The 13,479-nt window shown below is 40.0% G+C and carries 12 protein-coding genes and 1 pseudogene; 9 read left to right on the forward strand and 4 right to left on the reverse strand.

From position 1 onward, the window contains the following. Nucleotides 1-38: 38 nt before the first annotated feature. On the forward strand, nt 39-1,292 hold the full coding sequence (gene icd, locus F909_RS18850) for an NADP-dependent isocitrate dehydrogenase (protein WP_005145083.1): 1,254 nt from the start codon (nt 39-41) through the stop codon (nt 1,290-1,292). 142 nt (nt 1,293-1,434) lie between these two features. Beyond that, the gene (locus F909_RS18845) at nt 1,435-2,055 is read left to right on the forward strand and encodes a pentapeptide repeat-containing protein (protein ID WP_032877468.1); all 621 of its coding nucleotides are present in this window, start codon (nt 1,435-1,437) and stop codon (nt 2,053-2,055) included. 78 nt (nt 2,056-2,133) lie between these two features. On the opposite strand, the pseudogene F909_RS20650 reads toward F909_RS18845, so the two are convergent. Then, nucleotides 2,134-2,298 (reverse strand): annotated as a pseudogene (locus F909_RS20650) (DUF1427 family protein). A 13-nt stretch (nt 2,299-2,311) separates the two neighbouring features. Continuing rightward, nucleotides 2,312-2,923: a DJ-1/PfpI family protein gene (locus F909_RS18840; protein WP_005145089.1), complete on the reverse strand. Its 612-nt coding sequence runs from the start codon at nt 2,921-2,923 to the stop codon at nt 2,312-2,314. Nucleotides 2,924-3,196: 273 nt separating this feature from the next. Here F909_RS18840 and F909_RS18835 point away from each other — a divergent pair, with 273 nt between their 5' ends. Then, nucleotides 3,197-4,015 (forward strand): PhzF family phenazine biosynthesis protein, encoded by an 819-nt coding sequence (locus F909_RS18835; RefSeq protein ID WP_005145092.1) that lies wholly within the window; start codon nt 3,197-3,199, stop codon nt 4,013-4,015. A 144-nt stretch (nt 4,016-4,159) separates the two neighbouring features. Next, on the forward strand, nt 4,160-6,928 hold the full coding sequence (locus F909_RS18830; RefSeq protein WP_005145097.1) for a M16 family metallopeptidase: 2,769 nt from the start codon (nt 4,160-4,162) through the stop codon (nt 6,926-6,928). 50 nt (nt 6,929-6,978) lie between these two features. Here the strand turns inward: F909_RS18830 and F909_RS18825 are convergent, their stop codons facing one another. Next, nucleotides 6,979-7,362 carry a DUF3144 domain-containing protein gene (locus tag F909_RS18825; protein ID WP_005145099.1) on the reverse strand — a complete coding sequence of 128 codons (384 nt, stop codon included), beginning with the start codon at nt 7,360-7,362 and terminating at the stop codon, nt 6,979-6,981. 105 nt (nt 7,363-7,467) lie between these two features. Here F909_RS18825 and F909_RS18820 point away from each other — a divergent pair, with 105 nt between their 5' ends. Next, complete coding sequence (locus tag F909_RS18820; protein WP_005145107.1) at nt 7,468-8,100, forward strand: hypothetical protein; 633 nt, start codon at nt 7,468-7,470, stop codon at nt 8,098-8,100. 379 nt (nt 8,101-8,479) lie between these two features. Here F909_RS18820 and F909_RS18815 read toward each other — a convergent pair whose 3' ends face one another. Further along, the gene (locus F909_RS18815) at nt 8,480-9,937 is read right to left on the reverse strand and encodes a CYTH and CHAD domain-containing protein (protein WP_005145108.1); all 1,458 of its coding nucleotides are present in this window, start codon (nt 9,935-9,937) and stop codon (nt 8,480-8,482) included. 177 nt (nt 9,938-10,114) lie between these two features. Between F909_RS18815 and F909_RS18810 the strand changes: the two genes are divergently transcribed. The 4 genes from F909_RS18810 (at nt 10,115) to F909_RS18795 (ending at nt 13,403) form a co-directional block, all read left to right on the forward strand. Further along, nucleotides 10,115-10,486, forward strand: a complete 372-nt coding sequence (locus tag F909_RS18810; RefSeq protein ID WP_005145109.1) for an Mpo1-like protein — start codon at nt 10,115-10,117, stop codon at nt 10,484-10,486. 153 nt (nt 10,487-10,639) lie between these two features. Then, entirely contained in the window at nt 10,640-11,251 is a 612-nt protein-coding gene (thiE, locus tag F909_RS18805; protein WP_005145110.1) for a thiamine phosphate synthase, read from the forward strand. 82 nt (nt 11,252-11,333) lie between these two features. After that, nucleotides 11,334-12,632, forward strand: coding sequence for a glutamate-1-semialdehyde 2,1-aminomutase (gene hemL, locus F909_RS18800; RefSeq protein WP_005145112.1), 1,299 nt, complete (start codon nt 11,334-11,336; stop codon nt 12,630-12,632). A gap of 354 nt (nt 12,633-12,986) precedes the next feature. Next, on the forward strand, nt 12,987-13,403 hold the full coding sequence (locus F909_RS18795) for a GlcG/HbpS family heme-binding protein (protein ID WP_005145114.1): 417 nt from the start codon (nt 12,987-12,989) through the stop codon (nt 13,401-13,403). Nucleotides 13,404-13,479: the final 76 nt, after the last annotated feature.

The following is a 13,479-nucleotide window of genomic DNA, read 5'->3' on the forward strand; positions in this document are numbered from 1 at the left end:
AGAGATAATCGCTAAATACATGAGGGAGAACCTACAAAATGGGTTATCAGAAGATTGTGGTTCCTGCTGATGGAGACAAAATCACAGTAAATGCAGACCTGTCATTGAATGTTCCAAATCGTCCAATCATCCCTTTTATTGAAGGTGATGGTATTGGTGTGGATATTACACCAGCAATGAAGGCAGTAGTAGATGCCGCCGTGCTAAAAGCTTACGGTGGCAAACGTTCGATCGAATGGATGGAAGTCTACTGCGGCGAAAAAGCAGATAAAATCTATGGCAATTATATGCCAGAAGAAACTTTTGATGCTTTACGTGAGTTTATTATATCAATAAAAGGCCCATTGACTACACCTGTTGGTGGCGGTATTCGCTCTTTGAATGTTGCATTACGTCAAGAACTCGATCTATATGTCTGTGTACGTCCAGTACGTTGGTTTGAAGGGGTGCCTTCACCTGTGCAACATCCAGAACTTACAGATATGGTCATCTTCCGTGAAAACTCAGAAGATATCTATGCTGGGATTGAATGGAAGGCTGATTCTGCAGAAGCAAAAAAAGTCATTAAATTTTTGCAAGAAGAAATGGGGGTAACCAAAATCCGATTCCCTAAAGATTGTGGGATTGGGATTAAACCTGTTTCTAAAGAGGGGACTCAACGTCTGGTTCGTAAAGCCATTCAGTTTGCGATTGATAATGATAAACCTTCTGTGACTTTGGTACACAAAGGCAACATCATGAAGTACACCGAAGGTGCGTTTAAAGAGTGGGGCTATGAACTTGCAATGGAACGTTTTGGAGGGCAGCTATTGGATGGTGGCCCATGGGTAAAAATTAAAAATCCGAAAACGGGTAAAGACATCATTATAAAAGATGTGATTGCCGATGCATTCTTACAGCAAATTTTAATGCGTCCAGCCGATTATTCTGTGATTGCGACACTGAACTTAAATGGTGACTATATTTCGGATGCACTTGCAGCAGAAGTGGGCGGCATTGGGATTGCACCGGGTGCCAATATTGGTGGTGCAATTGCAGTTTATGAAGCCACACATGGCACTGCACCGAAGTATGCGGGACAAGATAAGGTCAACCCAGGTTCAATTATTCTCTCTGCTGAAATGATGCTGCGTGATATGGGGTGGGTTGAAGCAGCAGACCTAATTATTCAAGGTGTTTCAGGTGCGATTTCAGCCAAGACCGTAACGTACGACTTTGAGCGTTTAATGCCAAATGCAACCTTATTACGTTGTTCTGAATTTGGACAAGCCATTATTGAACATATGGAATAAGTAAGCTTTATATCCTTATTAAAAGAGTAGCAAAGCTGCTCTTTTTTTATTTAAAATTGAGATAAATAAGTCATCAGAAAAACATGTACAAAATTGAATGCATGACATATTTTGATGTATTCGAAAATAAAAAATGAACATCATGGCAGAAAGAAAATATGCTGCAACAGCACCGAAAACAACAGAAACGATTACCAGTTTGGATTGGTATGGACAAGTACTTAGCAATCAAAAATATGATCGGACTCTATTTGTTGACTTAGATCTTTCCGAAGCCCAAAGCACAGGCGCGGTTTTTAATGAATGTACTTTTCGACGGGCACGTTTTAATGCATCAGTTCATCAGCGGAGTGCATTCTTGAATTGTACTTTTTATTTCTGCAATTTCTTCGATAGTAAATTCACTGACTGCAAGTTGGTCGGTAGTATGTTTAGCGATTGTCAGTTTCACCATATGCGGGTTGAGGACAGTGATTGGGCTTTTGTTGGATTACCGGGTGCTGATTTAGAGAAAGCTTCTTTTTTGAGAACCCGTTTAAGAGAAGCTGATTTGACTGGGGCACGTTGCCATGGAAGTTCGATTCGAGATAGTGATCTATCTGGTGCATGGCTACACCGTGCAGATTTTACCGAGTGTGATTTAAGAGGCAGTGATTTGAGTGCCTTAGATCCGAAAGAGACTCAAATTAAAGAGGCGATTATCAATCTTGATCAAACGCTGATGATTGCTGAAAACCTTGGCTTCGATGTCAGAATTGATTGAGTCTGTCAAAAGAAGTTGATCAAAATGAGTGGTTTTAGGCCACTCATTTTTATGGGAGATGAAATAGAACTGATATGATTAAGAAAGATAGAGTCGAATAAAAGGGATGAATTGTTCACCAATGATGATACTTAATAGACTCAATAAAGCCACAAGAGGTGGTGCAGGTGCTTTGACATCTAATAGCTAACACAACACACCAACCAATATACCAACTGCAAGTGATAATAAATAAATCTTCATTTTCAGATGTTGATCAGCCTGCTTTTACTTTACAGAAAGGATCAATGTTTGGATTACCATTCCAGATATATTCTGCTTCTTCTGCACAAAGTTGGGCAACTTCCTCACCTTGTGTGTCATGAATAAAGGCGAGAGTCATATCCATACCAGCACTCACACCCGATGAGGTATAGAATTTTCCATCAATGACCCAACGGGCTTGTGCTTGCCATAACACTTGGTCATTGAGTTGTTGTACGAACTCAAACGCCATTTTATTTGATGTTGCTTTAACGCCATTTAAAAGACCCGTTGCCGCAAGTAATGAACTTCCTGTACAAATCGTAAGTACGTGTGCACTATGAGTTGCTAAAGTTTTGAGCTGATCGAGAAATTCCTGATTGTTAATCAGTTCAAACGTCACGATCCCACCTGGAATGAGTAAAATACTTTCTGCTGTTGTTTCCATTTCATGAAATGATTTTGTCTGGATACAGACACCATGCTTATTTGAAACCAGTCCACCATTCAGGCTATAAAACTGCACTTGATACTGTTGTTGCAGTAAGCCAAATAATTCGACTGGACCCATAATGTCAAGGGTTTCAAAGTCTTCAAATACGATGGCATTAACAGGAATACGCATTGCTTTTCTCGCTTGTTTAATCTGCGTCATACCATAAAGAGCTTGCGGTTTTTGTGTGTGAATATTCTGTATGGCTTATTTTTAGTTATGCTAAATCATTGGACTTTTGGCCTGATCTGTTAGCAAGCGGAAGATGAATTTTGTTTTATTTTTAAGCAGTTAATGCCGCTAAATCTAAAAAGATGTGGTGTATCGTAAATTTAGAAAAATCTGTATCTATCATTTATAGACCAATTGTTCAAAATAACTGAAAAATAGCGAGAGGACTGTGTCATGAAAATGTATCAAGTGGATGCCTTTACCCAAGAATTATTTAAAGGCAATCCAGCGGCTGTGATCGTAGGTGATGAATGGTTAGATGAACGGTTGATGCAAAATATTGCCATGGAAAATAATCTTTCAGAAACAGCCTTTGTCAAAACACTTGATGAGCGTAATTTTGAGATCCGCTGGTTTTCACCAATAGATGAAGTTGCTTTCTGTGGACATGCGACTTTAGCCAGTGCTTTTGTATTATTTAAAGATTTTACTACGGCAAGAACCATTCAATTTCATGTGCGTGATCTTGGTATTTTTATCGTCAGCCAAGATACTGATGGCAAAATTAAAATGAATTTCCCGATTCGTAAAGCAGAGTGGGTGTCTGAATATCCTCAAGTACTTCGAGAAGGTTTAACCAAACCATTTAAAGCGGTCTATCGTAATGCTCAGGCATATATCGTGGAGTATGAGAGCGTACAGGATGTATTAGATGAGCAGCCTGATCTTGAAAAGTTAAAGCAACTTGGGCAAGTGCGTACTGCAATTACAGCATCTCAGCCAGACGTGGCGATTACAGCGAGAGGTGAGGGACAATTTGATTGTGTATCACGTTATTTTGCACCTGCAATTGGAATTCCAGAAGATCCAGTGACGGGCTCAATTCATACAGCGATTGTGCCACTTTGGGCTGAAAAATTGAATCAAACTAAGCTGGTTGCGTTTCAGGCATCTGCACGCGGTGGGATTTTAGAATGTATCATTGCATCTGAAGATCGTATTGAAATTTCAGGCTATGCAAAATTGTATATGCAAGCCGAACTGACAATCTGATTTTTAGCTTAAACTGTGCAAAAAGAAAGATAAAAGCTGTTTAAATAAACAGCTTTTTTCAAAACATAACTATTAAAAATGCGAATCGTTCTCTACTATAGCTTGACGTTTTTATTTAAATCATCAAAAACACTTGGATAAATTATGTTAATGCGGTTTAAGCAACTTACTCTCTCTCTTTGTTTGATTGGGTTGAGTGCGACGTCTTGGTCTCAGACAGTGCTCGTAAAAAGTGAAAAAAATATCGAAGAATATAAATTAGATAACGGTTTCAGAGTTATTCTTGCACCAAACGATAAAGAAAATAAAGTCTATGTAAATACTGTTTATTTGACAGGCTCGCTGAATGATCCGAAAGGTAAGGGCGGACTTGCGCATTTATTAGAACATTTGGCCTTTAAAGGTACTCAAAATGTGAAGGGTGATGAGTTTCAACGTCGTTTAGATCAATACACGTTAATGACCAATGCCAGTACCGATTATTATGCGACCAAATATTTAAATATTGTTCGTCCTGAAAAAAATGCATTGAATGAAATTCTGTACCTTGAATCCGAGCGTATGGATAAATTGGTGCTGCAAGAAAAATTTGTACCTTCTGAAATTGAAATCGTAAAACGTGAACGAGAAATCCGTATGGATCAGCCGTTTGCGGTATTGATGGATCAAATGTGGAAAGCCGCGTATGGTAATCAATATTTAGGTCGTTTGCCGATTGGTGATTTACCTGAATTAAAGTCGATTCAGTTGAATGAATTAAATCAGTTCTATAGAACTTGGTATGCACCAAACAATGCAGTCATGGTGATCTCAGGTAAATTTGATAAGACCGAAGTATTGAGCAAGATTGATCAGTATTTTAGTCCAATTCCAGCACGTCCAGTGCCTGCCCAAGTCCAAGTGCCTGTGCTCGATTCAAGCAAAATTGAACAGCGTCAGTTTACGGTACAAAAGGGTAGTGATTTAGCTAAATTCCATGTCTATATGAATGGAAAAAATACCCCAGTACAGCCAACTTTAGCGCTTGCGCCAGCGTTATATACCATGCAGCCAAGTGGTACTTTGTATAAGAGTATGGTGGAAACGGGAATCAGTACCGGAGTGCAATCAACCACATGGTTAGATCAAGACTTTAACGTGGTCTTTATGGGTGCAATTTATGCTCCGAATCATGATGCGAAAAAGGTTGATGAAGCACTCAAAACCGGTGTTGAAAATAGCCAGCCATTCACCGAGGCTGAATTACAGCGCATTAAAAATATTACGCAAAATACCGCAGATACCATTGCCAATGACGCTGTCGCTTTAGGTTCACGCCTAAGCGATTATGCAGTTTCATCACATGGTCAATGGGATCAATACTTTAGGGACTTACAAGCCGTTCAAGACTTAAAGCTGAATGATGCGAATAAAACCTTAAAAGAATTTTTAGTCTCTTCACATCGTATTTCAGGCGACATTTTACCGACGCCTGAAGATCAAAAGAAAGCGATGACCATGAAAGCAGAAGAGAAACCTAAAACTTTAGATCAAAGCGATGAAAAGCCTGAACCATTAAAAGATGCCAATGTTTACAAACAGGAAGTGACCCAGTTTATGGCACAATCTGCTCAGCAATTGCAAAAAAATGAGCAGAAAATTCAACGTGGTGAATTAAAGAATGGGATTCGCTATGCACTCTTCCCAACGCCTACACGTGACGATAAAACTTATGCCACGATTAGCTTGGATTTTGGTGATGAAAAAGCATTATTTGGTAAAGGGGTTACTTTAGATTTAGCCAGCTATTTAATGCTCCGTGGTTCTGAAAAGCATACCTTGCAAGAGATTACCGATAAGGCGATTGCTGCAAGTGGTGGTGCATCGGTCAGTTCAAATGGCAATGGTTTTACCATTGTTGTTCAAGCAAAAAAAGACAAATTCGAAGACTTCTTTAACTTCATTGTTGATGTCCTTAAACAGCCAAAATTCTCGCAAACTGAGTTTGATTTGGCAAAAAATCAAAGCCTGTCTGTGTTGGATCGTCCATATACGGAACCAGCGGTTGTGTCATCAATGACCTTGTCCAAGATTCTGGAAATTTATAAACCAGGTGATATCCGTTATCACTTTGAACCAGAACTTGCGAAGAAACAGATTAGTGAAGTCACCCAGCCGCAAGTGAAACAATTCTATGATCAATTCTTTGTGACAAATCATGCACAAATTGCGGTGACAGGTGATTTTGATGCCAAGAAAATGCAGAAAACTTTGCAGAAAGCTTTTGGTTCTTGGAAAGCAAAACAACCATTTGCAAAAGTGACAGGGCAATATACGGTTTATAAAGCACAGAAAGTTCATGCTTTATCGGAACAACGTGAGTTTGGCAGTTATCAAAGTGTTTTAGCATTACCCGTCGGTTCGTACCATAAAGATGCGCCTGCTTTAATTATTCTCAGTCATATTTTAGGTAATTCACAGCTTTCATCACGTTTGGCGCAAGAATTACGTGAGAAAAATGCTTTGGTTTATGGCTTTGGTAGTGGTTTAGATCTTGATCCAGACATTGATGATGGTACCTTAAGTATCACAGCAAACTATACTTCAGGTCGTTCTGCACAAGTATCGCAATCTGTGCATAAAGTTCTAAATGAGCTGTTAAGTAAAGGCGTGACCGAGCAGGAAGTGGAAGCTGCGAAAGCGGATATCATGAAGAAGCGTGTGACCGCTTTAGAGGATGAGCGCAATATTCATGGCATGCTGACAGGTCAATTAGAGCGTAACAAAACGCTGTTAGATCGTGCTGAGCGTGATCAGGAGCTTGCGAAACTAAGCAAAGAAGATGTGAATGCTGCAATTAAAAAATACATCAAACTGGATCAGTTTGTAGAAGTGATGGCTGACCAATATGGTCAAGCACAAGACTTGAAATAAGCAATAAAAGAAAGCCACCGATCAGGTGGCTTTCTTTTAACAATCAACGATTAATGATCGTGTTTATGTGCATGAAAATCTTCGTTCTTACGGAAGCGTAAGTAGTTTTCAAACTGTTCACAATATTCGTCAAAATTATCTTCCAGCATCATTTGGAATTGTTGTAGTAGATAAGACATCACTTGCTCTTTCGCCTCACGCATTTCGTTGCCATCTTTAAAGTTATTGGCTGCGACCCATGTATTGAAGCGAGCAGTGGCAAATAGCATTGCTGCGCTGACTTGGCCACGTAATTCTTCTGGCTTTGGTTGTTGACCTTTGGGTGGTCGGCAGAAATCATTGGCAAGTTTAATAAATTCATCTGCACGCTCAAAAAACACCGCATTTAAAGCTTCTTCATCCGTCACATCGGTGGCGTTAATTTTTTGAGACATGATATTTTCCAGCGACAAGTAAAGACACCTTATTATAGACAAAGCCTTGTCGAAACTAAACCTTTGCCTTAATCTAAAATAGCCTAAGCAATTAGAATAATCATTATGCAAGATGCAATCGCGATTCAAAGCTTAAAAACAGATATTGCCTTACTACGTCAACATATCCATCCGCCTCAATATTTAGAAAATGTTGAAGGTTTGCCCATTTATTATGGCTTGCAAGCTGATGTAGATGAATATTATCGACAATGGCAACCGCTGATCGAAAGGGCACAGCAGTTATGTCAGCCATTTATGCAAGATGAGGTGGTGGATGCGATTCATTTACCAAGTCATTTAAATTTGCCGTTGTTTTTCTTTCATGTTGATCGAATTCGGATTAATAAAACACCCGCCAAAGAGTCTAAAACTTTCCGAGGTGTGGCTGCTTTGTTAGAGAAATGCGGACATTTTGAGACCGATCAGATTTTTGCAATGCAGGAGTGGTTGGGCAGTGATGATACTGCTGCCTTGGTGGCGCATCGTGAGTTTATTGATTTACGAACTTACGTGTTTCAGCATGGGCAAAGTGAATATACCCGTACCCGTTTTTATATGAGTGGCATGATTCTCAGTGTTGAGCCACATTTTAAATTGGTGGATGCACGGGATAAGCCACGTAAGCAGCGTAATGATCGTTATAGTGATCCGATTGCGGATAATGGTACATGGAAGATTTTTGGGAAGTATCGGTAAATGATTTAAGTGGAATAAATAGTTTAACACTCTAATTTTCATTAAAAAATAATAGCACAGCCATAAGAGCTATATAAAGTTTGGATGTTTTCGCGTAGGCGATTTCCTACTTTGTTTTCGGACAAAGTAGGCAAAACCTGAGGTGCGAATCGCAAAGATTAATAATCTTTGTCGTACCGCAAGGCGAAAGCTATGCTTGAGTATAGACTACGCACTTCGCTTGTCTTGCACTAAGTCAAAGCTTTAGTCGCTTTGACTTGCTCAGGTTGCTGATGACGTTTGCGAGTATCCGCTTTTTGTAGGACTTAGATTATTTGTGGCGGCATCCATGCCGCTAGCACGATAGCAGTGTAATGTGGTTAACGATTACCTTATGCAGCTATCGCTTCTCATCCCAAAAAGCGTCCTGAGCAGATAGGGTCTGAAGCTTTTTATTCGCTTTTTTGGCCACATGTGGTTGTTGAGCCTTAACCCAACCTAAAGCAAATAAAAATTGCGGTTGCTCAGCGGCTTGTTGTTCAAAGAGATGTTCAGCGACAAACAGGTCATTATAAAAACCTAAATATTCTTGAATTGGTTGCAGCTTATTCAAAAATTGCTGAACTTGTTTTTCAGGATAAATTCCAGCAATAAAGTCGATGCAATAACGCAATTGTTTAACGCGTTTGCGAGTACGATGTTGTTGTTCAACTTCTAAGCTTGAAAATTGGGCCGCATCTTTTAGGATCTTTTGGTATAGCTTGCCTAAGCTTTTCGCTGCTTGTTTTGAAAGTTTAGGCTTAGACTCATGCTCACTATAAGTAAAGCTAAATAACGCTAAAAATAGCTGTGTCGTTTTAGGGTGACTTAATAACTGAGACATATTACTGTCAACACTTTCAGGGAATGGGAAATCAAAATCACAAACCTCTTTTACTAAGGGAATGATGGAATCTTGAATCGCATCATTATCACGCGATTGTCCCAAAGCTCTAAAAATATCAGCCAACAGATTTTCCCAAGTCGGATCAATGTGTGCCGACCAATTAGAAAAATGTTTTAAAGCTGAACGTAAACGTCGTAAACCAACACGAGCTTGGTGAATATGGTCAGCTTCTGCTACACCATCAGCGATTGCAGCTGCATTTGGCAGGATATGGTTGAGGGTATTTTCGATCATCAGTTTAAGGGCTTGTTCAGCACGGATATCTGTATCTAGATTCAGTGATTTTGCTTTGGTGGCAGGGGATACCGCTTTGCCAACGGCCAGTAAATTGCCACGTTCAGCCTTACTGCGAACATCAAGCCAAAGTTGGTATTTATCTACCCAAGTTTTGGCAAAATTAATCAAGCCTTGTGCTGAACCTTGTTTCAATTCAAATTCGATTTCGCTAATTTTGGCACGATCAGTTGAGGTTCTAATTTCACCATCATCCAAACAGACCTCAATTTGAGAACCCTCAAACTCGAATACATGAAAGGTACGCTGTACGTCAGTTTGAAACTGTAACTGTAGTTCAGCAGCTTGCTCACCTAAAATATCACGAAGTACAGTTTGAACGGTTTGATTATGTTTGTAGAGAGACAGATCAAGTTCTGGTTCTTGAACACATTTACCTAGATAGATATCTTCTTCGATACGTTGTAAATGGTTTTTGCTGGCTGCTTTAAAGGTCTGCACCCAATGTTCACCCTCTTGGCGCAGGCGAATTGCCACATAATTTTTAGCAAGCAAACGGTCAGCAGTGTCATAGTATTTTGCTTGCAATCGAATTTTCTGTGCTTTTTGTTTGCTTAAGGTCTGTAAAACACTTTTTTTCTTGGATTCAGGGAGTTGAAATTTTAGCTCTATTTCCATGATGTTATGACTCCTGACCATAGAGAATGTTAGATACAAAACTTAGTATAACTTGTTGATCTCAAAAATCATTGTAAAGTTGTTTTAAGCAAGTAAAGGATGGCACGCAATGACTTTATTTTGTACAAAAAATGCATTAACGTGTGGAGAGTCTTGCACGATTAGGATGATCCAAAAATGAATGCACCAGCGAATATTACCAAGCCAGTGGAATTTTCATTACCTATTAAAAACTATGATGAATTTTATCACTTTTATTTAACAGAACATCGCAGTATTGCCAGCCGTCGTTTGCATGTCGCAGGCAGCTCGATTGGTTTATATTTCTTTAGTAAAGCCATTCGTAAACGTCAGGCAAAATATGCTGTATATGGTTTGGTATCAGGCTATGCCTGTGCTTGGGTTGGGCATTTTTTCTTTGAACATAATAAGCCTGCTAGCTTTAAACAGCCGCTTTATAGCTTCATTTCAGATTGGCGGATGCTATCTGATGTTGCGCGTGGCCGTTTGAGTTTAATTGATCGTCAATTTGATAAAATTGATTCTTGAAATTCGTTTGAGCTTTTAAAAGCTGCATTTGCAGCTTTTTTATTTGTTCTGATGTATAGCAATTAATGATGTAAATACATTGCTTATCTTTAAATTTTAAGCAAGAAAATATACTCTGAAGCGAATGTAATTATAGTGAATAGTGAAACGTTCATGCGCGGTCTTTACCTCATTACCAACGATGATCCAATCCAGCTCTTGCTCGAAAAACTAGATGTTGCTTTGGCAACAGGACATATTGCCATTTTGCAGTATCGCCGTAAGAAAGTGGCAAAATCAGATCAGCCAAGTGAAGTAGAGCAGATCAAAGCACTTTGTGAAAAACATCAAGTCCCGTTTTTGATTAATGATGACTTGGCATTGGCCGAACAATTTGGTTTAGGTGTGCATCTGGGGCAATCTGATGGTGAAATAAGTGATGCTGCTGCACGGTTACCACAAGGTGTGATTATTGGTCGGACTTGTCTAAATTCACTAGCTTTGGCTGAAAAGGCAATTGCTGATGGGGCAACCTATGTGGCCTTTGGTGCAGTCTATGCGACCTCAACCAAACCCGAAGCGGGGAATGTGGGGATCGAAGTGATCAAACAAGCCAAACAAAAATTTGATGTGCCGATTTGTGCCATTGGTGGGCTGACCGTCGAAAACTCTCAAGTGGTGATCGAGGCTGGGGCGAGCCTTTGTGCGGTAATTAGTGATATATTAGGGCGATCAACAGCCGAAATTCCTGCTCGTGTACATGCATGGGCAACGTTATTTGACTAATTATATGCATCCGCTTTGCGGAGCTTTCATTGTTTCTCGGAACGACAGCGTTCCTCGTCCTTGATTCTAGGTTGAGTCTTTTATGAGTTTATCTCCAAAGCAAGAACAGTTATTTAAACAAGCAAGTAAACATATTCCAGGTGGGGTTAACTCGCCGGTACGCGCATTTAACGGTGTTGGTGGCACGCCTGTCTTTATTGAAAAGGCCAAAGGTGCGTATTTATGGGATGTTGATGGCAAGCGTTATGTGGACTATGTCGGTTCATGGGGGCCAATGATCCTAGGTCATGCGCATCCAGATATTATTCAAGCGGTTCAAACCGCCGCAGAAGATGGTTTGAGTTTTGGTGCACCAACTGTGCACGAAACCACTCTGGCAGATACGATTTGCGAAATTATGCCTTCAATTGAATTGGTTCGTATGACCAGTTCTGGTACAGAAGCCACTATGACCGCGATTCGTTTGGCACGTGGTTATACAGGCCGTGACAAGATTGTAAAATTTGAAGGCTGTTACCACGGTCATTCAGATTCATTATTGGTCAAAGCGGGTTCAGGTTTACTGACTTTAGGTGAAGGTGAGCCAACTTCAAAAGGTGTACCTGCTGATTTTGCAAAACATACTTTAACGTTGCCGTATAACAATATTGAAGCGTTGAAAGAATGCTTTAGCAAATTTGGTCATGAGATTGCGGGTGTAATCATTGAACCTGTTGCAGGTAATATGAATCTGGTAACGCCAATCGATGGTTTCTTGCAAGCGATTCGTGATGTCTGTGATGAATACAAATCAGTGTTTATTATTGATGAAGTGATGACAGGTTTCCGTGTCGCTTTAGGTGGCGCACAATCGGTCTATAACGTTAAACCTGACTTGACCACATTGGGTAAAATCATTGGTGCAGGCTTACCTGTCGGTGCTTTTGGCGGTAAACGTGAAATCATGGAATGCATCGCGCCTTTAGGCGGTGTTTATCAAGCGGGTACATTGTCAGGGAATCCATTGGCAATGCGTGCAGGTATTGCAATGTTCAAGCATCTACGTGAGCCTGAGTTTTATGACAAGCTGGCTGCACAGTTAGCCAAATTACTTGCAGGTTTACAGTCAGCAGCAGACGAAGCGGGTATCCCATTTAAGACTCAGCAAGTGGGTGGCATGTTTGGTTTGTACTTCACAGATCAAGATGACATTACCAGCTTTGATTCAATGTTGGCCTGTGATGTTGAAGCATTTAAGAAATTTTTCCATGGCATGTTAAAGCGTGGTGTATATCTTGCGCCATCTGCATTTGAAGCAGGATTTATTTCGTCTATGCATTCAGATCAGGATATTGCAGAGACGATTCAAGCTGCAAAAGAAACCTTTGCTGAAATGAAATAACGTTGTGATGCATACAGAAGCCCGATTTGTTCGGGCTTTTTTTATGGCAACGGTTTAGGTTGATCTGAATAAAAATAAACCTCAATTGATTTAAAAATAATACGTGATCGGAACGGAATCTTACGAAGTTTCTATCTATTTATATAATAAATCTCAGCTACGAATAGCAGTAAAGATAAAGAATCTTTACTGTACTGCAAGGTAAAATATGCTTGAATAATCCACTATCTTTGCAGTTGTGTTCGGCTGCACCCAAGCACGAATGTTTTGGTTTATGCAGGCTGCGGATGGCGTTGCTAGATATCATATTTTAGACAAGCGTTTTATAAGAAACTCATAGGAATGGAGTAAAACATGAAAACTAAACATTATTTAACTTCCGCTGATGTGGAAATTCTGGTTGACGCAGCATTGCAATATGCAACGGAGCACAGCTTTAATGTCAGCATTGCAGTGGTCGATGACGGTGGAACGCTGTTGATGATGAAGCGCATGGATGGTGCATCGGTATTATCGACAGAGATTTGTCAAGAAAAAGCATATTCTGCCGCCGTCAGCCGAAGAACAACCAAGGCATCCGAAGATATGATCCGTGATGGTAAAATCGGCTTTTTAACGATCAATGCAGCAAAAGGAATGTTAGAAGGCGGTGAGCCAATTGTATATCAAGGGCAGGTCGTGGGTGCGGTCGGCATTTCAGGCGTACAATCTTTTCAAGATGCAGAAATTGCCCAGCATGCAATTCAACAATTTCTAGCGCAACAGAGCTAAATCATCATTTAAATTCGATTCTGGATGAAAATTCGAGAGAAACACGAAAAAAATCAGTAAAAATACGTGTCATGCA

This window comes from Acinetobacter sp. ANC 3929, assembly GCF_000369405.1.
GTDB lineage: Bacteria > Pseudomonadota > Gammaproteobacteria > Pseudomonadales > Moraxellaceae > Acinetobacter.